The following is a 20665-nucleotide window of genomic DNA, read 5'->3' as shown; positions in this document are numbered from 1 at the left end:
CCCTTTGTTCTTGGTGGCGCTGCCGCGCGGGTGCGAAGGACGATGATGCGCCGCCCCGGGCCCGGACGTAGTCTACAAAGGCGCATGTTAACGCCGTTGTTGCGTACTGTCGGCACGCGCCTGTGCGCCGTGCTCGCACTGCTGGCCTGTGCTGGCGGGGGACGGGCGGAGGATGGCTACGGGCTGTGGATGCGCTACCAGCCGGTTGCCGCAACGGTTGCTGCCGATTACCGGCGGCAACTGGCCGAAGTGGTGGCCCCGGATCGCACGCCGATGCAGCGCGCCACCCGAGACGAGCTTGCGCGCAGCCTCCCTGGATTGCTCGGAGCGGCGCCGCCAATACGAACGGCAATCAGTACTGGCCATGCCCTGGTGCTGGGTACGCCGCAGTCTTCGGCGCTGGTTGCCGCGTTCGGCAACGAGATCGGGACGTTGGGCGACGAGGGCTTCCTGATCCGGCAGGTCCGGACCGAGGGGCGCGATGTGCTGCTGGTGGCGGCACGCCGGGATGTCGGCGTGCTGTATGGCACGTTCCACCTGCTGCGCCTGTTGCAGCGTGGCATGCCGCTGCAGGGGCTGGACGTGCGGGAGTCGCCGCGGGTCGCACTGCGTGTGCTCGACCATTGGGACAACCTGGACCGCCACGTCGAGCGTGGCTATGCGGGCAGCTCGCTGTGGGACTGGCAGACGTTGCCGCAATGGCGTGACCCGCGCTACACCGACTACGCCCGTGCCAACGCTTCGCTCGGCATCAACGGCACCGTCCTCAACAACGTCAACGCCAGTGCGTTGAGCCTGTCGCCGGCCTATCTGGCCAAGGCCGCCGCGCTGGCCGACCTGTTCCGCCCCTATGGCATCCGGGTCTACCTGAGCGCACGCTTCAGTGCGCCCATCGAGCTCGGCGGCCTGGCGACAGCTGACCCGTTGGATCCCGGCGTGCGGCGCTGGTGGCGCGACAAGGTCGATGAGATCCATGCGCACATACCGGATTTCGGCGGCTTCCTGGTCAAGGCGAACTCGGAGGGGCAACCCGGCCCGCAGGATTACGGTCGTTCCCATGCCGACGGCGCCAACCTGCTGGCCGACGCGCTGGCGCCCTACAACGGCGTGGTGATGTGGCGGGCCTTCGTGTATTCGCACGAGGTCCCCGAAGATCGCGCCAAGCAGGCGTACAGCGAGTTTGTCGGGCTGGACGGCGCCTTCCGGCCCAACGTGATCGTGCAGGTGAAGAACGGCCCCATCGACTTCCAGCCGCGCGAGCCGTTCCATCCGCTGTTCGGCGCGATGCCACGCACGCCGCTGATGATGGAACTGCAGATCACCAAGGAATACCTGGGTTTTGCGACGCACCTGGTCTACCTGGGAACGCTCTACGAGGAAGTGCTGCAGGCCGACACGCATGCCCGTGGCGAAGGCTCCACGGTTGCCCGCGTGGTCGATGGTTCGCTGGAGGGCCACGCACTGACCGGTATCGCCGGCGTCGCCAACATCGGCATGGACCGTACCTGGAGTGGCTCGCACTTCGACCAGGCCAACTGGTACGCCTTCGGCCGACTGGCCTGGAACCCGCAGCAATCCGCGCGCGCGATTGCCGAAGACTGGGCAGCGCTGACCTTCTCGCCCGACCCGCAGGCCACCGGCCCGATCGTGCGGATGATGATGGACTCGCGCGAGGCGGCAGTGGATTACATGACGCCGCTGGGCCTGCATCACCTCATGGCACGCGGCCATCACTACGGCCCCGGCCCCTGGGTGGACGGCGGCCCGCGTGCGGACTGGACGTCGGTCCACTACCACCGCGCAGATAGCAAGGGCATCGGCTTTGACCGCAGCGCCAGCGGAAGCAACGCCGTGGGCCAGTACGCCCCGCAGGTCGCCGAGGTCTATGGCGACCCCGAGCGGGTGCCCGAGTCGCTGCTGCTGTGGTTCCATCATGTGCCGTGGGACCGCCGCATGCGCTCGGGCAGGACGCTCTGGGAGGAACTGGTCGGGCGCTATTCGCGCGGCGTGCGCCAGGTGCAGTCGATGCAGGCGACCTGGGCCGGCCTGCGCGACCGGATCGATCCGCAGCGGCATCGGCACGTCGCGGCGTTCCTGCAGATCCAGCACGACGAAGCGCAATGGTGGCGTGACGCCAGCGTGGCGTACTTCCAGTCGCTCAGTGGCCGGCCGCTGCCCGCCGGCGAGCGGCCGCCGCCGCATCCGTTGTCGTACTACCAGGCGTTGCAGTTTCCGTTCGCACCGGGGGATGGCCGATGAGCAGGTTCGGAGCGGTCGGGTGCGCGCTGTTGATGATGGCTGCGGTAGTGGTGGCGATGCCGGCCGCGGCGCGGGAAGTAGCGGGATTGCTGCATCCGCAGTTCAGCGATCACGCCGTCCTGCAGCGTGACCGGCCCATTGTGGTCTGGGGGCACGCAGGCCCCGGGCAGCCGGTTTCCGTGACGTTTGCCGGGCAGGCGGTGAGCAGCCGGGCGGACGCCGCAGGCGGCTGGCAGGCGACGCTGCCCCCGGTGGCCGCGGGCGGTCCGTACACGCTGGAGGTAAACGCTGGGACACGTCGGGAGATGGCGCGCGACGTGCTGGTCGGCGACGTGTGGCTGTGCTCGGGCCAGTCGAACATGGAGCTGCCGGTGTGGCGCTCGCTCAACGCAGCCAGCGAGATCGCCGCAGCCACGATGCCACGGATCCGGCTGTTCACCGTGCCGCAGCACGCCGCCGTGCAGGCACAGGAGAGCTTCAACGGCAGCACTGCCTGGACATCGGCAACGCCTGATACGGTGCGCGATTTCTCCGCCACCTGCTTCTACTTCGCGCGCGAACTGCAGCGCACCGTCGACGTGCCGATGGGGCTGATCGAGGCGGCGTGGGGCGGCTCTCGGATCGAGGCCTGGACCAGCGTGGGTGCACTGCGAGAGCAGGGTGGCCTGGACGAGCCCCTCGATATCCTCGCGCGGTCTGCGCGTGATCCGCTGGAGGCACGCGCAGCCTGGGGCCGCTACTGGCAGCACTGGTGGGCCACACGCGAGGGCACGCCGCCCGGCGACGCCCCATGGCGCGCGGATGCCGATGACCGAGGATGGCCGCGCGCACCGGCCACACTGGGCGCATGGGAGCGTTGGAACGAGCCCGCGCTTGCCGACTACAACGGCATGGTCTGGTATCGCACGCAGGTGATGCTGAGCGCTGAACAGGCTGCACGCGGCGCGACCCTGGAGCTGGCATCGGCCGACGAGGTGGACGTGACCTGGGTGAACGGGGTCGCCGTCGGCAGCCAGTACGGCGCCGGCAAGAGGCGCTACCCGTTGCCACGTGGCCTGCTGAAGGCAGGATCCAACAGCATTGCGGTCAACGTGCTGGACACCTACGGCGAAGGCGGCCTGGCCGGCCCCGCCACGGCATACGGCCTGCAGTTCGACAACGGTGAGCGGGTGGCACTGCAGGGTCCGTGGAAGTACCGGGTCGCGCCGGGCCAACAGGCGCCGCCATTTGCCCCCTGGCAGGCCGCCACCGGGCTGTCGACGCTGTACAACGGAATGATCGCACCGCTCGGCGCTTTCGGGCTGCGCGGCATGCTGTGGTACCAGGGTGAATCGAACACCGGTGATGGCGCGGCGTACGCGGCGCGGTTGCGTGCGCTGCGCGACGATTGGCGGCGTCAGTTCGGTGAGCGCACGCCACTGCTGTTCGCGCAGCTGGCCAGCTATGGCCAGCCGCCGGTTGCGCCCGCCGACAGCGGTTGGGCGCAGGTGCGCGAGTCGCAGCGGCGCGTCGCCGCCGAGGATGCGCAGAGCGGGCTCGCCATCGCCATCGACATCGGCGATGCCTACGACATCCACCCACCGAACAAGCAGGAGCTCGGGCGCCGCCTGGCGCGCGTGGCCCGCCAGGTGGTGTACGGCGAGCAGGATCTGGCACCGTCAGGTCCGCGGGCGGTCACCGCCGTGCGGACGCCCACGGCCGTCGCCATTGCGTTCGAGGATGTCGAAGGCGCGCTCACCGCGACCGGCGCACTGCGTCCGATCGGCTTTGAACTGTGCGAGGCCAGGGGCCATGCGCACCACTGCGAGTACGCCGAAGCCGAACTGGATGCGCGCCGGATCCTGCTGCGAGGCCCTCTGTCGACGCGCGCAACGCATGTCCGCTACTGCTGGGCCGATGGCCCGGTGTGCACGCTGCGCGATCGCAGCGGGGCGCCGGCCGGCCCGTTCGAACTTCCCATTGCCGAAGCCGAGGCCCGACGATGATGACGTTGTCCACGAAGTCCCCTGTGGCCCGCGACAGGGCTGGCCTGAGATCCATGGCGCGCCGGCTGCTGGCGGCAGTGTTCCTGCTGTCGGCCGCAGCCGCCCGGGCCAGCGCGCCGCCGGACGCTCCGCCGGTGTACTTCGACTGGTTCGAGTACCGCGGCAATGACCAGGCGTTTGAAGTGCCGCTGCCGGCCGGGCACTACCGCAATCCGGTACTGGCCGGCTTCCATGCCGATCCCAGCATCGTGCGCGCGAACGGCCGGTTCTATCTGGTCAATTCCAGCTTCACCTACTTCCCCGGCATTCCGGTGTTCGAGAGTGCTGACCTGGTGCACTGGAAGCAGATCGGCAACGTGATTGACCGCCCCACGCAGCTGGATTTCGACGGGCTGAGCGTGTCGCGCGGCATCTTTGCCCCCACCATCGAGTACCACGACGGGGTCTTCTACGTGGTGACCACCGCCACCGACAGCGGTGGCAACTTCATTGCCACGGCGCGCGACCCGGCCGGGCCGTGGTCCGATCCGCACTGGCTGCCCGGCATCGATGGCATCGATCCATCACTGTTTTTCGACGACGACGGCAAGGTGTACCTGATCAACAACGATGCACCGCCCGGTCCGCCGCGCTACGACGGGCACCGCGCCATCTGGATGCAGCAGATCGATCTGCCGGCGTTCAAGCCGGTTGGGCCACGCCGGGTGCTGGTTGATGGAGGCGTGGAGCCGGCGAAGAATCCGATCTGGATCGAGGGACCGCACATCTACAAGCGGGAGGGCTGGTATTACCTGTCCGACGCTGAAGGGGGTACCGGGCCGCAGCATTCGCAGGTGGTGCTGCGCAGCCGCGCGGTGTGGGGACCCTACGTTCCCTATGCGGGCAATCCGATCCTGACCCAGCGCGAGCTGCCGGACGACCGTCCGCTGCCGATCACCAATGCCGGCCACGCCGACCTGGTCGAAGGCCCGGATGGCTCGTGGTGGGCGGTGTTCCTGGCCAGCCGCAACTATCAGAAGCGCCACTACAACACCGGGCGCGAGACCTACCTGTTGCCGGTGCGATGGCAGGATGGCTGGCCGCAGATCCTGCCGACCGACCAGGCCATTCCCTACGTGGCCAAGGCGCCGTCATGGATGCAGGGCGAGGCATCGCAGGCCCCGTCGACCGGCAATTTCGTGGCGCGCGACAATTTTGATGGCCCAGCGCTCGATCGCCAGTGGCTGCGCGTGCGCGTGCCCAGGCATGCCTGGGCTGACCTGCACAAGCGCCCCGGGATGCTGGCCGTGCACCCGCTTGCCGAGGATCTGGACACGTTGCGCAATCCGGCATTTCTCGGCCGGCGCCAGCAGCACCTGCGTTTCGAGGCGAGCACCGCGATGACCCCGCCAGCCCCCGGTGTCGCCGCCGGTCTGGCGGCGTTCCAGAGCGAGGCGTACTGGTACTTCCTCGGCGTTCGTGACCTTGGCGGGGGTCGCCTCTCGCTCTTTCTCGAAGCGTGTGACGGGGGGGGCAGCACGCGGACGCTGGCCAGCCATGACGTGCCGGCGTCTGCAGCACTGCGCCTGAAGATTGCCGGCAACGAGGGCGCCTACGCGTTCTCGTTCGACACCGGCGACGGGCAGGGCTGGCAACTGCTCGCAGGCGACGTGGACGGCACCGTTCTGAGTACGGACCGGGCAGGCGGCTTCGTGGGCGCACTGCTGGGTCCCTTCGCGCGCGACGAGCGCACCGGGAGAAGCAAATGAGACTGTCGATTTCGTCCAGGACCCGCCGCCGCACATGGCGTGGCCGGGCTACCCTGTTCGTCCTCACCTGCGTGGCGGCCGCGGCGTCCGCGGCCGCGCCACGGCCCTGGCTGGATGCCTCGGCAAGCTTCGAGCAACGGGCCGCCGCACTCGTCGCGCAGATGACCCTCGAAGAGAAGGCCGCGCAGATGCAGAATGCTGCACCGGCAATCGAACGGCTGGGAGTGCCCGCCTACGACTGGTGGAATGAGGGGTTGCATGGCGTCGCACGGGCGGGGCAGGCCACGGTGTTTCCGCAGGCAATCGGCCTGGCCGCGACCTTTGATGTACCGTTAATGGGGCAGGTGGCCACGACCATCAGCGACGAGGCCCGCGCAAAGCACCACCAGTTCCTCCGAGAAGGCGCGCATGGCCGTTACCAGGGCCTGACCTTCTGGTCGCCGAACGTCAACATCTTCCGCGACCCGCGCTGGGGTCGCGGACAGGAGACCTACGGCGAGGATCCCTACCTCACCGCGCGCATGGGCGTGGCCTTCGTACGCGGCCTGCAGGGCGACGACCCCGTCTACCGCAAGCTGGACGCCACCGCCAAGCACCTGGCCGTGCACAGCGGACCGGAGGCCGACCGCCATCACTTCGATGCGAGGCCCAGCCGGCGGGACCTGTATGACACCTACCTGCCGGCGTTCGAGGCGCTGGTGAAGGAGGGCGAAGTGGATGCGGTCATGGGCGCCTACAACCGCGTGTACGGCGAGTCCGCCAGTGCCAGCCGTTTCCTGCTGCGTGATGTGCTGCGACGCGACTGGGGTTTCAAGGGCTACGTGGTCTCGGACTGCTGGGCCATCGTCGATATCTGGAAGCACCACCATATCGTCGGCACGCGCGAAGCCGCCGCGGCGCTGGCGGTCAGGAACGGCACCGAGCTGGAATGCGGCCAGGAGTACGCAACGCTGCCTGCGGCAGTGCGCCAGGGGCTGATCAGCGAAGCGGAGATCGACGATGCGGTAACCCGCCTGTTCACCGCACGGATGCGCCTGGGCATGTTCGATCCGCCGGAGCGGGTGCGCTGGGCGCGCATTCCGGCCTCGGTGAACCAGGCGCCGGCCCATGATGCGCTCGCGCTCAAGGCCGCGCAGGCATCGCTGGTGCTGCTGAAGAACGATGGCATCCTGCCGCTGTCGCGCGACACCAGGCGCATTGCCGTGGTTGGACCCACCGCCGACGACACCATGGCGCTGCTCGGCAACTACTTCGGCACACCGGCCGCGCCGGTCACGATCCTGCAGGGCATACGCGAGGCGGCCAAGGGCGCTGAGGTGCGGTATGCGCGTGGCGTGGACCTGGTGGAAGGGCGCGACGATCCCGGTGCCACGCCGTTGATCGAGCCGACCTTCCTGCGGCCCTCGGCGGATTCGCCCGAGCGCGGCCTGCGCGGCGAGTACTTCCGCACGCCCGACCTGTCTGGCACTCCGGCCCTGGTGCGGACCGACGCGCAGATCGGCTTCCGCTGGGACCGCGGCTCGCCGACCGACAACCTGCTGGCACGCGGCGAAGCGGCACCGGGGCAGGGGATTCCCAACGACCGCTTCAGCATCCGCTGGAGCGGCCAACTGCTGCCCCCCGTGTCCGGTCGTTACCGGCTGGAGGTGGCCGGCGATGATGGCTACCGCCTGTACCTGGACGGCAAGCGTGTGATCGATCACTGGGTGAACACGGATCGCCTGCATGCCGAGGGTGTCGAACTCGACCTGCAGGCGGGGCGTGCCTATGACCTGAAGCTGGAGTACTACGACGACCAGCGCGATGCCGGCGTGCGCCTGGGGTGGCGCATGCCCGGTGCCAAGGCGCCGTTCGATGAAGCGCTCGATGCCGCACGCGAGGCCGATGTGGTGGTGTTCGTTGGTGGACTCACCGGCGATGTCGAAGGCGAGGAGATGACGGTCAACTATCCGGGTTTTGCCGGTGGCGACCGTACCGACCTGCGCTTGCCCGCGCCGCAGCGCACCCTGCTGGAGGCCCTGCACGCTACCGGCAAGCCGGTGGTGATGGTACTCACCGGCGGCTCAGCCATCGCCGTGGACTGGGCGCAGGCGCATCTGCCGGCGATCCTGATGAGCTGGTACCCCGGGCAGCGCGGCGGCACCGCCGTCGGCCAGGCGCTGTTCGGCGACGTCAATCCGGCGGGTCGCTTGCCGGTCACGTTCTACAAGGCCGGCGAAGTGATGCCGGCATTCGACGACTACGCCATGGAGGGCCGCACCTACCGCTACTTCCGCGGCACGCCGCTGTATCCGTTCGGTCACGGACTCTCGTACACGCGCTTCGATTATGGAGCGCTCCGCCTCGATGCGGACACCATCGGCGCCGATGGCCGCCTGGGCGTGACGGTGGATGTGACCAATGCGGGCACACGCAGCGGTGATGAAGTGGTACAGCTGTACGTGCGGCGCGAACACGCCGGCAGCGGCGATGCCGTGCAGGAACTGCGTGGCTTCCAGCGCGTCCAGCTGGCCCCGGGCGAACGCCGCACGGTGACGTTCACCCTGCAGGCGGCGCAGGCCCTGCGCCACTATGACCAAGCGCGTGCGGCGTACGCGGTGCAGCCCGGTGCCTACGAGGTCAGGGTAGGGGCGTCCAGTGCCGATATACGTGCGCAGGGCAGGTTCAGCGTGGTGCCCGCGCATGACTGATCGCCCTCGTTGGCATCGGTTCCCCTTCGACCAGATTCCTTTTCCAGGACGTCCGCTGCATGGCAAGCACTGAACACGCGCTATCGGTACGCGAGAAGCTCGGCTACAGCCTGGGCGATCTCGCCGCCAACCTGATCTTCCAGACCCTGATCACCTACCTGGCATTCTTCTACACCGACGTCTACCGCCTGCCAGCTGCGACCGCGGCCACGATCATCTTTGTGGTCGGCCTGCTGGGAGCGTTCGTGTTCACGCCGTTGATCGGCATTGCGGCTGACCGAACGTCCACCCGTTGGGGCCGCTTCCGCCCGTGGATCCTGTGGACGGCCATCCCCTTTGGCGTACTGTCCCTGCTGGCGTTCAGCACCCCGGACCTGGGCGAGCGCGGAAAGGTGATCTATGCACTGGGCACCTACGCGCTGCTGGTCTGCGTTTACGCCGCGAACAACCTGCCGTACTCGGCGCTGAGCGGCGTGCTGACCGGCAGCATGGCCCAGCGCAACAGCCTTTCGGCGTACCGCTTCGTGGCCGTGATGATCGCGCAGTTCATCATCCAGGTGCTGCTGATGCCGCTGGTGCTGATTCTGGGTGACGGCGACCGGGTGCGCGGCTTCGAACAGGTCATGACCGCCTTCGCACTGATCGGAACAGTGTTCTTCCTGATCACCTTCGCCACCACCCGCGAACGCATCGTGCCGACGCGCGAGCAGACCGGCGGCATTGTGCAGGACCTGTCGGACCTGCTGCACAACCGCCCGTGGCAGGTGATGCTGGCCCTGACCGTGCTGGTGTTCATCAACCTGGCGTTGAAAGGCGGCACCTACATCTATTACTTCCAGTACTACATGAGCGAAGCGGCGCTGGCCGGTTTCCTGGAAAACTCAGGCTTCAACGGCCTGATCCGTGCATTGAATGGCGCCCTGGCCAGCGCCGGCTTCGCGGCGTTCACCTGGCCGAAGGACGCGGCCACCTCGGCGTTCAGCCTGTTCAACGCGTGCGGCATCCTCTGCATGATCCTGGGTATTGGTGCATCACGGCGGCTGGCGGATCGCTTCGGCAAGCGCGATGTCTTCGGTGGCGCCCTGTTTGTCTCGACCCTGTTCCTGCTGGCCTTCTACCTGTTCCCACCCACGGCGGTGGCGGTGGCGTTCGCAGCCTTCATGCTGCATGGCTTCTGCTATGGCATCACCATCCCGCTGCTGTGGGCGATGATCGCGGACGTCGCGGACTACTCCGAGTGGAAGAACCATCGCCGGGCCACTGCGATCATCTTCTCGGCGATGCTGTGCGGCCTGAAGATCGGCCTCAGCGTGGGCGGCGCACTGGTCGCCGCGATCCTTGCCCACTACGGCTACCAGGCAGGCCTGGTGCAGCAGCCTGAGGCCGTGGTGCAGGGCATCCGCCTGACCGTAAGCGTCTACTGCTCCCTTCCTTTCCTGCTCGCCGTGGCGCTGCTGTTCTTCTACCGGATCGACAAGCGCGCGGAAACCCGCATCGAGCAGGATCTCCACCTGCGTCGCCGTTCCGCCGACGCCTCCGCGTAACGCCAAGATGACAACCATGATCGACCTCTCTGCCGGTGAAGACGGCCAGGCCAGCGAAGCCCGTCTCGCGCAGCTCAGCGCACACGCCATTTCGCAACCGCTGGTGACCCACATCTACACCGCCGACCCTTCGGCGCACGTATTCGAGGGGCGCCTGTACATCTATCCGTCGCACGACATCGACGGTGGCCAGCCATTCGACGATGAAGGCGGCCACTTCGGCATGCAGGATTACCATGTGCTGAAGATGGATACGCCCGATAGCGCGGCCGTGGATTGCGGCATGGCGTTGCACGTGCGCGACGTGCCGTGGGCGCGGAAACAGATGTGGGCTCCCGATGCCGCCTGTCGCGATGGCCGCTACTACCTGTACTTCCCGGCCAAGGACGCCGAGGGCCGGTTCCGCATCGGCGTGGCAATCGGTGCGCGACCGGAGGGCCCGTTCGTACCCCAGCCGGAGCCGATCAAGGGCGCGTACTCGATCGACCCGGCCGTGTTCGAAGACGACGATGGCAGCCACTACCTGTACTTCGGTGGCATCTGGGGCGGGCAGCTGCAGAAGTATCGTGACAACCAGTACAGCGAAGCGCACGAGGAACCCGAGGGCGGCGCGCCGGCCCTGGGGCCGCGCGTGGGCCGCCTGGATGCTGGAATGACCGAGCTGGCCGAACCCACCCGCGAAGTGCAGATCCTGGATGAGCATGGCCAGCCGCTGCGTGCGGACGACCATGCGCGCCGTTTCTTCGAAGGCCCGTGGCTGCACAGGTACCAGGGTCGCTACTACCTGTCGTACTCCACTGGCAACACCCACCAGCTGTGCTACGCCGTGGGTGACAGCCCGTACGGGCCGTTCACCTATGCTGGCGTGATCCTCACCCCCGTGGTCGGTTGGACCACCCACCACTCCATCTGCCAGTTCCAGGGCCAGTGGTACCTGTTCTATCACGATGCGCTGATGTCCGGCGGCATTACCCACCTGCGCTCAGCCAAGTGCACGCCGCTGCACATGGAGCCGGACGGAAGCATCCGCACGATCAATCCCTATGGGGCCTGAGCACATGTTGCCGAGGGATGATGCGCTGGCCCCGCTGCCGGCCGGTCAGCTGCACTGGCTGAGATGCGGCGAACTGGAGGTTGCGCTCGCCGCAGCGGCGGGCGGGCGCATCGCGCACCTACGTTACCGGGGCGTGGAATGGCTGGTGGACGCGCAGGAGACCGGGGCGGCGGCGATCGCCTGGGGCTGCTACCCGATGGTGCCGTGGGCCGGGCGCATCCGCCGTGGACAGTTCCGTTTTGACGGCATGCCGCATCGGCTGCCGCTCAACTTCGACGGGCATGCCATCCATGGGGTCGGCTTCTCGCGACCCTGGCAGATCGACCGGCTGGATGCGGTCGCAGCCGAGGTGTCGCTGCAGCTGCCGCGCGACAGCTACTGGCCCTTCGGTGGCATTGCCATGCTGGAACTGCGGTTGCAGGGGCACACCCTGCAGCTGCGCCTTTCGGTCCAGGCCGGCGAGCAGGCGATGCCGGCGGTGCTGGGCTGGCACCCCTGGTTCAGGAAGCCGGACCGGTTGCTGTTCAATCCTCGCGCGATGTATCCGCGGGACAGGGAAGGTATTGCCACGCTGCCCCACGTGGAGCCCACCACCGGCCCCTGGGATGACTGCTTCGTTGCCGACGGTGACATCACGCTGGTACGCGAAGGCCAACGCCTGCGGCTGAGGTCGGACCACGACCACTGGGTGGTCTACGACGCTGCGCCGCACGCCACCTGTGTCGAACCGCAGAGTGGCCCGCCGGACGGCTTCACGCTGGCACCGCACCGGCTGGAGCCTGGCCAGCGCCTCGCGTTGACGTTCGAACTGGCGTGGGTGGCGGACAGCAGCTGAAGCCCGGCCAGGGCCCGCAATCGCCCTGGTTCCGGAGTATCGGTACGCCGCCTGGACCGGTTGTGGACCCTGGTGCCTGACACGGGCTGCGCCTGACCGACACGTGCCATCTGCTACAGGTTCCAGTCAACCCGCATGCCCGCGATCAGTGCATTCGGCAGGTCCCGCTGCCGCGCAGGTTCGTTGAACGGGTCCGGATGCACGATGTAGTGCAGGTTCGGTGCAATCCTGAGCTGCGGGGTGAGCTGGATGCCATAGCTCAGCTCCATCATCACCTGGCTTCCGTGCGGGGTGCCGCTGCCGCCGGCGGCAGCGCGGGCCAGGCGGAGGTTCTCCAGCGCGATGCCGCTGTACTTCTGCCGGGTGACGACGAAGCCGATGCTGTCCTGCGGCCGGCGGGCGAACGTGCCCTTCTGCACAAGCCCGGCCTGCAGGAAGTGATCCTCGATCAGCTGCCCGGAGGTACCCTTGAGCGCGGCGCCGAAAAGGGTCAGGCCGCGGCCATTGCCATCGCCGGTAAGCTGCTGCTCGAAGCGCGCGAACGCACCGGAGCGACCGTGGCGTGCCGCGTACTCCTGGCCACTGAGCAGCGCGGGAATGCCGTTGGCATCGCGCAGCGGATCGCGATAGGTCGAGTTGTCCTGCCAGCCACCGAGTTCGTAGCGGGCTTTCAGTCGTGCCGAAGCCGGGCTGCGCCAGCCGATCGTGTAGGGCACGATCCAGCCGGTGGCCTGGTTCGTATTCCACTTCAGGCCATGCTGGCCATCCTCGGCCTGGCTGGGATCGACCTGGTAGGCACCGATGCGGACATAGACATCGGGCGTCACCCAGGCCGTGGCGTCGGCCATCCAGCTCGACACCGGCCACCAGGTGAAGTTGCTGGTGCGGAAAACGTAGGTCGGGTTGCCGCACGCCGAGTTGCCCTGGAAGTACTGGCACAGCTCCGACCCGAGGTGGTGGATGTTGGCGACGCTGCGACCGGCCTCCAGCACCAGCCGGTCGTTGAACAGCTTCTGTTCCAGGGTCAGGTTGGCCAGGCGGGTCCCCTGGCCGCCGTAGATTTCCTGCACCGAGGTGCTGTTGCCGGTGCTGCTGTTGGCGAGGTTGGTGCCGTGGCGATTGATGCCATAGGCCTTGATCGTGGCCCCCCGCCAGCCGAACGCAGCGTCGAGGTCAACATCGGCGCCGAACATCAGCTGGCCGGCGTAAGCGGTGCCGCTGCGCTTGCCACCATCGAGCGTGGCGGCCGCCTCGCCGGTGTAAGCCAGTTTGGGAGTGAAGACATCACTCGCGTTGGCAGCTACGGCCAGTGAGGGCAGGGTCAGCAGGATCGCTACCGGCACCAGGCGGCAGGAAGGGCAGGTCATGGGCGGGGTTCCTTTTACAGGGTGGGGGCTGTGACCGGCTTCTTGAGGATGCGCAGTGCAATCGCGGTGACCGCCACGCCGGCCAACAGCGCCAGCAGGTAGACACCAAGATGGGTGACCGCGTTCGGGATCGGCAGCACGAACACACCGCCGTGCGGCACCTTCAACTCGACGCCTGCGGCCATCGAGATCGCACCGGCCACGGCCGAGCCGAGGATCAGCGCAGGAATGGTGCGCAGCGGATCGCGTGCCGCGTAGGGAATAGCCCCCTCGGTCACGAAGCTCAGGCCGAGCACGCCGGCGGCACCGGCAGTGCCGCGCTCCTCGGCAGTGAAGCGGTTGCTGAACAACCACGTCGCCAGCGCGATGCCCAGCGGTGGCGTCATGCCGCCGATCATGGTCGCCGCCATCGGCGTGTAGACCTGGCTGGAAATCAGGGCGGTGGAGAAGGCGTAGGACGCCTTGTTTACCGGTCCACCCATGTCAACGGCCATCATGCCGCCCAGCAGCAAACCGAGCAGGATCGCGCTGCTGCCCTCCATGCCGCGCAGCCAGTCGGTCAGCCAGGCCAGCAGTGCGGCCACCGGCGTGCCGATCACGTACATCATCAGCAGGCCGACCAGCAGCGTGCCCAGCACCGGCAGGATCAGCACCGGCTTGAGGCCTTCCAGGCTGCGCGGCAGGCGCAGCGCACGGTTGATCCAGTGCACGCCATAGCCGGCGATGAAGCCCGCCAGGATGCCGCCGATGAAACCTGCGTCCATGTTGACCGCAACCAGCCCGCCGATCATGCCGGGCGCGATGCCGGGGCGGTCGGCGATGGAGTAGGCGATGTAGCCGGCCAGCGCCGGCACCATCAGCATGAAACCGGACTTGGCGCCGATCTGGAACAGCGACCAGGCCAGCGTCCCCTTGTGTGCGTCGTCGAAGGCATAGATGCCGCCGAGTGCGAACGCCAGGGCGATCAACAGGCCGCCGGCTGTCACGAACGGCAGCATGAACGACACGCCGGTCATCAGGTGCTTGTAAGGACCGGTGCTCTTGTTCCTTTCTGCGGTACGGCCCGAAGCCGCTGTCCCCGCGTGCACGCCGGCCTCGGCCAGCGCCTTGCGGATCAGGTTCTGGCCGTCATTGATCGCCGGCTTGGTACCACTCTTGAACAGGCGCTTGCCTGCGAAACGCGAAAGATCGACTTCGCGGTCGGCGGCGATCAGCACCACATCGGCAGCGGCGATTTCCGCATTGCTCAACGCATCCTGCGCGCCGACCGAGCCCTGTGTTTCAACCCGGATCGCATGGCCCAGCGCTTTGGCAGCCTGTTGCAGGCCTTCTGCTGCCATGAAGGTGTGAGCGATGCCGGTGGGGCAGGAGGTGACGGCAACGATGCGCTTGCCAGCCCCGGTGGCGGGGGCACTGGCCGGCGCAGCTGCGAGCGGTGCAAGCGCGGCGACCGGATCGTCCAATACCTCGCCCAGGCTGGCATGCACGATCCGGGCATTGCCGAAGCGTGCGATGTCTGCCTCGCCATCGCCCACCAGCAGCAGCTGGGTCGGGGAGGCGGCGTCCGAGGCGGGCAGCGCGCCGGTCACGCCCTGGTCGCTGCGGATTTCGATCATCAGCTCAAGCCCGCGCTGGCGGGCCGCGCGACGCAGAGCCTCGGCGGCAAGTACCGCCTCGATGCTGCGTTCGCCAGCGGCGATGACTACGGTGGAAGCGTGCATGGGAACTCCTGGAATGCTTCGGGTTCGTCCTTGCCGGAGGCATCGCGGGTGGCCCGAAGCCAACCGCTGCTCCTCCGGCAGGTGTTTCAATCCAACCGCTCGATCAGTACATCGCCGGCCCCGGCGCGCACCTGCGCCGGATCGAGCCGCCGCGCGTCTCCGCTATCCAGCCGGCTCATCGAGAACGCCGTGGCCAGTCGTGCACAGGCGGCGAGGTCGAGGGAGCGCTCCAACAGCGCGGCGGCGATGCCGGCGACCATGGCATCACCGGCGCCCACCGTGCTGCCCTGGGCCAGACGCGGCGGTCGCGCGACCAGGGCGCCGGCGCGATCAATGAACAGCGCGCCGTCGGTCCCCATGGAGATGGCAACGAGTGCGACACCGCGTTCGACCAAGGCCTGGCCTGCAGCGCGCAGTGCGCTGCGATCCGGCAGCGACGTGCCGGTCCAGGCCTCCAGTTCGTGGCGGTTGGGCTTGATGGCGTAGGGCAGCGCGCCCCGCGCGCCGTCCAGCGCAGCTGCAAGCGCATCGCCGCTGGTGTCCAGCAGCACGCGCGCACCGGCCGTTCCGGCCTGCGCCTGCAACCGCGCCCATGCATCGGCCGGCAGTCCGTGCGGCAGGCTGCCGGACAGCACGACCGGCAGGCCGGGCGCGAGCAGGGCGCCGAGCTGGCGCGACACCGCGTCCAGATCGGCAGCGTCCACGGCCAGGCCCGGCAGGTTGATGTCCGTCGTTTCGCCGTTGGCCTCTTCGACCAGCTTGATGTTGGTGCGGGTATGGCCCGGAACGCGCAGGCAGCCGTCAATGATGCCCCGCTCGCGGAACAGCGTGCGGAACACGCCGTCGTTGCCGTCGCCCAGCACACCCAGCGCGGTGATCGGCACGCCCCAGTCGGCCAGGCAGGCCGCCACGTTGATGCCCTTGCCGCCTGCGTCGTCGCGGGAGCTGCCGGCCCGATGCACGCGGCCTGGCTGCAGGCGGGCCAGGCGCACGGTCTGGTCGATGGCCGGGTTCAGGGTCACGGTGACGGCGCGGGCAGTCATGCGCGCGCTCCATCGAGGCCGCGCACCTGCTCGGCGGTTTCGCACCCCAGTGCGGTGCTGGCCAGCGCTTGCAGTTCGGTCATCGCGGTGCCACGCAGGCGCGCCTTCACCGCCGGGATGTCGTTCGGAGTCATCGACAGTTCGTCCACGCCCAGGCCAGCCAGCAACATGGCGCCGAAGGGGTCGCCGGCCAGGCCGCCACAGACGCCGACCCAGCGCCCATGCAGCCGTGCGCCTTCAACCGTGGCGCGGACCGCGCGCAGCACCGCCGGATGCAGGCTGTCGGCCTCGGCGGCGAGTTCCGGGTTCTGGCGGTCGATCGCCAGCACGTACTGGGTCAGATCATTGGTGCCGATCGAGAAGAAGTCGGCATGGCGCGCCAGTACGTCGCTCTGAGCGGCGGCAGCCGGCACTTCGATCATGATGCCGATCGGCACCACCGGCGCCTCCAGCTCGGCACGCAGGCGCTCACAGATGGCGCGCAGTGCGACCAGCTCGGTCACCGACGTGATCATCGGGAACATGATGGACAGGCGTGCACCGTCCTTGGCGGCGCGATACAGCGCACGCAGTTGCGGCTCCAGCAGGTCAGGGCGGCGCAGCAGCAGGCGCGCGCCGCGCACGCCGAGGAACGGGTTCTCCTCGCGTGGCAGTTCCAGGTGCGCCACCTGCTTGTCGCCGCCGATGTCGAGCGCGCGCACGATCAGCGGGCGGCCGTCGAGTGCCTTGGCCATCGCCAGGTAGGTGGTGTACTGCTCCTCCTCGCTGGGCGTACTGCCACGTTCGAGGAACAGGAACTCGGTGCGCATCAGGCCGACGCCTTCCGCACCCTGTTCCAGTGCCAGTGGCACCTGGTCGGGCAGGTTGACGTTGGCGCCGATGTCGATGCGGTGGCCGTCGGGGGTCTGGGCGGGTTGCGCGCGTTGCGCGGCTTCGCGCTCGCGGATCTGCTGCTGTTCGGCGATCCATTCGCGTGCCGAGGCGAGATCGGCTTCGGAGGGGGACAGGTAGAGCCGTCCGCCGCTGCCGTCCATGATCGCTTCGCGGCCTGGCTGGATCGCCAACAGCCCGGCGCCGCCGGCCACCAGCGCCGGCAGGCCCAGCGTGCGCGAGAGGATGGCGGTGTGCGAGGTCGGCCCGCCCTGCGCGGTGGCCAGGCCGAGCACGCGACTGGTGTCGAGATTGGCGGTATCCGAAGGCGACAGATCTGTGGCGATCAGGATGCACGGTTGCGACGGCAGATCCGCCAGGCCACCACCTTCAGCAGAAGGGTCAAGCTGCGCCAGCACGCGCCGGCCGACATCACGCAGGTCCGCCGCGCGCCCGGCCAGCACCGGATTGCCCAGCGCCGCCAGCCCGGAGGCGATCTGCTCGATGGCCTGGTGCCATGACCACGCCACACCATGGCCTTCGACCATCAGCTGGCAGGTGCGGGTGATCAGGTCGGTGTCGTCGAGCAGCGCGGCCTGCGCCTTGAAGATCGCCGCATCCGAAGCGCCAAGGCGGCGCTGTGTGTCGTCCTGCAGGGCGGCCAGCTGCTGGCGGGTGCGGCCGAGTGCATCCTGCAGGCGTGCGCCGCCCTCGCCAAGCGGGGCAGGACGGTCGGTGACTTCCGCCTGCGTGCTGGCCAGCACATGCACCGGGCCGATCGCCAATCCGGGGCTGGCGCCGATGCCAATGATCGTCGCCTGCGCTTCGGGTGGTTTCCACCCGGCGACAGGGGCTGCTGCCTTGCGCTGGGCTGCACGCTCGGCATCAGCCCTTTCCTGTGCGACCAATCCATCCATGACCTTGCGCAGCGCAGCCAGCAGCGCGGGGGCATCGGCGCCCTCGGCAGAAACACGCACGGCATCGCCCTCACGCAGCCCGAGCTGAAGCAGCGCTACCAGACTCTTGGCATCGGCCGCCTGATCGCCTGCGCGGACCTGCGCGCGGGCCGCGAAGCCGCGCGCCGTCTCGGCCCAGCGCGTGGCAGGACGGGCGTGCAGTCCGTTGGGGTAAGCGATGGTCCATTCGAAGCGCTCGGCCAGATCCACCGCTGGCGCGTGGGTGGCGGCAATCGCAACATCGCCGGCCAGCGCGTTCACGATCTCGCCCGCCTCGGTGGTGGTGAACAGCCGCTGCAGCGTGGACTCGTCCTGGATCAGCCGGGTCAAGCGGCGCAGCACCGTGATGTGGGTATCCGACTGGGCAGCGATGCCGACCACCAGACGGGTGACCTGTCCCGGGTTCCATTCCACGCCTTGCGGCAACTGCAGCACGGCGATGCCATCGCGGTGCACCAGATGGCGGTCCTCGCCAAGCCCGTGCGGGATTGCTACGCCGTGTCCAAGGAAGGTGTTCGCCAGCGTTTCGCGCCGCCCCATGCTGGCTTCGTACCCCGGCGCCACGCAGCCGGACGCGACCAGCATCTGGGCGACCTGGGCAATGGCATCGGTCTTGTCCTGCGCCCGCGCGTCCAGGCGGATCAGTTCCCGGGTGGCCGGGGAAGGGGAGGTCTGGGGCGACAAAGGGGGCTCCGCGGAAGGGGTGGCTGAGATGTATTGGGAACGTTCCCACTCGCCATTTCAATGTGCAGTGCACAAAAATCCAATAGTCCTTTGGCGTTAACATGGTGCTGGAGGGCCGTCCGGCCCAGAAAAGCGCTCGATTCCGGGAACGTTACCAGTGAGCATCAGCATCAATGACGTCGCACGCGTGGCGGGGGTATCCAAGTCCACGGTGTCGCGGGTGCTCGGCGGCGGCCCGGTCAGCGAGGCCGTGCGCGGCCGGGTGGAGGCGGCGATCCGCCAGACCGGATATCACCCCAACCTGCAGGCAAGACGCCTGCGCGCCCGGCATACCGGCATCATCGGCCTGATCGTGGCCGATATCCGCAACCCGTTCTTTACCGCGCTGATCCGCGCCGTGGAGGAAGTCGCGTACCGGGAAGGCCTTCGCGTCACCTTCTGCAACACCGATGAGGACCCCGAGCGCGAGGCGCTGTATCTGCAGTTGATGCATGAGGAACGCATCAGTGGGCTGATTTTTGCGCCCACCCGGACCACGGTGGGGCGGCTGGACCGGCTCACGCTGGATTACCCTACGGTCCTGGTCGATCGTGCCGCACCCGGTGGCTCGATCGACAGCGTGGTCCTCGACAACGCAGCGGCGATGGCGGGCCTGGTCGAACACCTGGCCGAGCGCGGCTATTGCCGCATCGGTGGCCTGTTCGGCAGCACCAGTACCACGGCGGCCGAACGCCGCGACGGCTATATCGCTGCAATGCGCAGGCACGGGCTGGAACCGGACTACCGCGAGGTAGAGCCCACGGCCGAGGCCGCCATCGCAACGGTCGAGCCGTGGTTGACCAGTCCTTCGCGTCCCGATGCGCTGGTCGCCAGCAACAGCCTGCTGCTCATGGGCGCATTGAAAGCGGCCCGCAGCGCTGGGCTTGCGATTCCAGGAGAGCTGGCGCTGGCAGGCTTCGACAACGAGCGATGGACCGAGCTGGTCGAACCGGGTATTACCGTGGTCGAGCAGCCGGTTGAAGAGATGGGGCGGGCCGCGATGTCGCTGTTGCTGGAGCGCCTGCGCATGCCGGAGCTGCCGGTACGCAGACTCGTGATGACGGGAAGGTGCCTGGTGAGAGGGTCAACGGCTGCGCGATAGTCCGGCGCTGCGCCTGCGGCAGTAGCAGTCGCAGTCGCAGTCCATGAGGCTGGCACTGGGGTGTTGGCGGGTCGCGCGTTGTCTGCTAAAAGCCATCTGGACACGCAGACCGGATGGGTCATCGCCTTGTCAGAGCCTTATTCAGCGCTGTTGCGCCTGCAGTTGCGCCACGAAGATCTCTCCAGATGGCTGGCGGCGCCCCTGCCTTCGCCATCCCGATGGTCCGACTGGCGATGCATCGCCGGGCCGTGGCGCTTGGGCAACGGTGAATGCCTGGAGTCTTCAAGCGACGAGGCGTTGGATGAACTGCTCATAGACTGCCAGGCCCTGCTGGCCCGCTACCCCGACAATCGCGCCGCATTGAAGGCCTTCCTTGCATCCGCGCAGGCCGAGAATATCCAGGTTGCCGCCTATGACCGCACTGGTACGCACTTTGTTGCGGGATCGCTGACGTATTCGGAAAGCCTCTACGATCTCATCGCGTTTCTGGCTGTGGCACGGGGCGCGGCCGATTTCCTGAAGGCGGGCGACCACGGGGTGGCACTGGTCCACGACTATCTCTGGGCAGAGGAAGGTGAGCGCGAGACCGTTGCCGCGATTGCCCTGGCCGGCCAGGGGGAATCCGGATTCCTTTCTTCCACGGACCTGGATACCGCTGCCGCGCCCTTCGACGCCTTGGTGGACGCCATGCTGGAAGCTGAGGACGACCCGGCGTTTCAACCACGCAACCAGCTTGATCAACTCTGACCGGCACCGCGTGGAATCCAG

General features: G+C 68.0%; 13 protein-coding genes. 9 read left to right on the top strand and 4 right to left on the bottom strand.

Translation table 11 applies throughout. The features are described from left to right. Window positions 1-84 precede the first annotated feature (84 nt). From ACUDTM_RS03135 to ACUDTM_RS03105, 7 genes are read left to right on the top strand one after another with little or no spacing between them, the layout of a single operon-like run. Window positions 85-2259, top strand: a complete 2175-nt coding sequence (locus ACUDTM_RS03135; RefSeq protein ID WP_445391136.1) for an alpha-glucuronidase family glycosyl hydrolase — start codon at window positions 85-87, stop codon at window positions 2257-2259. Beyond that, window positions 2256-4244 carry a sialate O-acetylesterase gene (locus ACUDTM_RS03130; RefSeq protein ID WP_445391135.1) on the top strand — a complete coding sequence of 663 codons (1989 nt, stop codon included), beginning with the start codon at window positions 2256-2258 and terminating at the stop codon, window positions 4242-4244. The genes ACUDTM_RS03135 and ACUDTM_RS03130 overlap by 4 nt, the downstream gene beginning before the upstream one ends. Window positions 4245-4297: 53 nt before the next feature. Further along, window positions 4298-5992, top strand: coding sequence for a glycoside hydrolase family 43 protein (locus tag ACUDTM_RS03125; protein ID WP_072167076.1), 1695 nt, complete (start codon window positions 4298-4300; stop codon window positions 5990-5992). Next, window positions 5989-8682 carry a glycoside hydrolase family 3 protein gene (locus tag ACUDTM_RS03120; protein ID WP_088497158.1) on the top strand — a complete coding sequence of 898 codons (2694 nt, stop codon included), beginning with the start codon at window positions 5989-5991 and terminating at the stop codon, window positions 8680-8682. Before ACUDTM_RS03125 ends, ACUDTM_RS03120 begins: the two co-directional genes overlap by 4 nt. Window positions 8683-8741: 59 nt before the next feature. Beyond that, window positions 8742-10226, top strand: a complete 1485-nt coding sequence (locus ACUDTM_RS03115) for an MFS transporter (RefSeq protein WP_065186401.1) — start codon at window positions 8742-8744, stop codon at window positions 10224-10226. Between the two features lie 16 nt (window positions 10227-10242). After that, window positions 10243-11280 carry a glycoside hydrolase family 43 protein gene (locus ACUDTM_RS03110; RefSeq protein WP_088497159.1) on the top strand — a complete coding sequence of 346 codons (1038 nt, stop codon included), beginning with the start codon at window positions 10243-10245 and terminating at the stop codon, window positions 11278-11280. Beyond that, window positions 11270-12115, top strand: a complete 846-nt coding sequence (locus ACUDTM_RS03105) for an aldose epimerase family protein (RefSeq protein ID WP_423172771.1) — start codon at window positions 11270-11272, stop codon at window positions 12113-12115. The genes ACUDTM_RS03110 and ACUDTM_RS03105 overlap by 11 nt, the downstream gene beginning before the upstream one ends. Before the next feature lie 113 nt (window positions 12116-12228). On the opposite strand, the gene ACUDTM_RS03100 is transcribed toward ACUDTM_RS03105, so the two are convergent. From ACUDTM_RS03100 to ptsP, 4 genes are all read right to left on the bottom strand, one after another. After that, window positions 12229-13482 (bottom strand): carbohydrate porin, encoded by a 1254-nt coding sequence (locus ACUDTM_RS03100; protein ID WP_072167072.1) that lies wholly within the window; start codon window positions 13480-13482, stop codon window positions 12229-12231. 14 nt (window positions 13483-13496) lie between these two features. Beyond that, window positions 13497-15203 carry a PTS fructose transporter subunit IIC gene (locus ACUDTM_RS03095; RefSeq protein WP_334271194.1) on the bottom strand — a complete coding sequence of 569 codons (1707 nt, stop codon included), beginning with the start codon at window positions 15201-15203 and terminating at the stop codon, window positions 13497-13499. An 86-nt stretch (window positions 15204-15289) separates the two neighbouring features. Beyond that, window positions 15290-16246, bottom strand: a complete 957-nt coding sequence (locus ACUDTM_RS03090) for a 1-phosphofructokinase family hexose kinase (protein ID WP_065186396.1) — start codon at window positions 16244-16246, stop codon at window positions 15290-15292. Further along, window positions 16243-18756, bottom strand: a complete 2514-nt coding sequence (gene ptsP, locus ACUDTM_RS03085; protein WP_445391134.1) for a phosphoenolpyruvate--protein phosphotransferase — start codon at window positions 18754-18756, stop codon at window positions 16243-16245. Before ptsP ends, ACUDTM_RS03090 begins: the two co-directional genes overlap by 4 nt. 157 nt (window positions 18757-18913) lie before the next feature. Here ptsP and ACUDTM_RS03080 point away from each other — a divergent pair, with 157 nt between their 5' ends. Beyond that, the gene (locus ACUDTM_RS03080; protein WP_072167068.1) at window positions 18914-19897 is read left to right on the top strand and encodes a LacI family DNA-binding transcriptional regulator; all 984 of its coding nucleotides are present in this window, start codon (window positions 18914-18916) and stop codon (window positions 19895-19897) included. A gap of 60 nt (window positions 19898-19957) precedes the next feature. Next, window positions 19958-20644 carry a hypothetical protein gene (locus ACUDTM_RS03075; protein ID WP_445391133.1) on the top strand — a complete coding sequence of 229 codons (687 nt, stop codon included), beginning with the start codon at window positions 19958-19960 and terminating at the stop codon, window positions 20642-20644. Window positions 20645-20665: the final 21 nt, after the last annotated feature.

The sequence above is a fragment of the Stenotrophomonas maltophilia group sp. vghtpe118 genome (assembly GCF_052605195.1).
This window is presented reverse-complemented; position numbering and strand designations above follow the sequence as displayed.

What these genes read in the sequence shown, in the direction of transcription:
- ACUDTM_RS03105 (WP_423172771.1), top strand. Translation starts at nt 11,270, where the DNA reads ATGGGGCCTGAGCACATGTTGCCGAGGGATGATGCGCTGGCCCCGCTG.
- ACUDTM_RS03110 (WP_088497159.1), top strand. Translation starts at nt 10,243, where the DNA reads ATGATCGACCTCTCTGCCGGTGAAGACGGCCAGGCCAGCGAAGCCCGT.
- ACUDTM_RS03100 (WP_072167072.1), bottom strand. Translation starts at nt 13,482, where the DNA reads ATGACCTGCCCTTCCTGCCGCCTGGTGCCGGTAGCGATCCTGCTGACC.
- ACUDTM_RS03090 (WP_065186396.1), bottom strand. Translation starts at nt 16,246, where the DNA reads ATGACTGCCCGCGCCGTCACCGTGACCCTGAACCCGGCCATCGACCAG.
- ACUDTM_RS03130 (WP_445391135.1), top strand. Translation starts at nt 2,256, where the DNA reads ATGAGCAGGTTCGGAGCGGTCGGGTGCGCGCTGTTGATGATGGCTGCG.
- ACUDTM_RS03095 (WP_334271194.1), bottom strand. Translation starts at nt 15,203, where the DNA reads ATGCACGCTTCCACCGTAGTCATCGCCGCTGGCGAACGCAGCATCGAG.
- ACUDTM_RS03135 (WP_445391136.1), top strand. Translation starts at nt 85, where the DNA reads ATGTTAACGCCGTTGTTGCGTACTGTCGGCACGCGCCTGTGCGCCGTG.
- ACUDTM_RS03120 (WP_088497158.1), top strand. Translation starts at nt 5,989, where the DNA reads ATGAGACTGTCGATTTCGTCCAGGACCCGCCGCCGCACATGGCGTGGC.
- ACUDTM_RS03125 (WP_072167076.1), top strand. Translation starts at nt 4,298, where the DNA reads ATGGCGCGCCGGCTGCTGGCGGCAGTGTTCCTGCTGTCGGCCGCAGCC.
- ACUDTM_RS03115 (WP_065186401.1), top strand. Translation starts at nt 8,742, where the DNA reads ATGGCAAGCACTGAACACGCGCTATCGGTACGCGAGAAGCTCGGCTAC.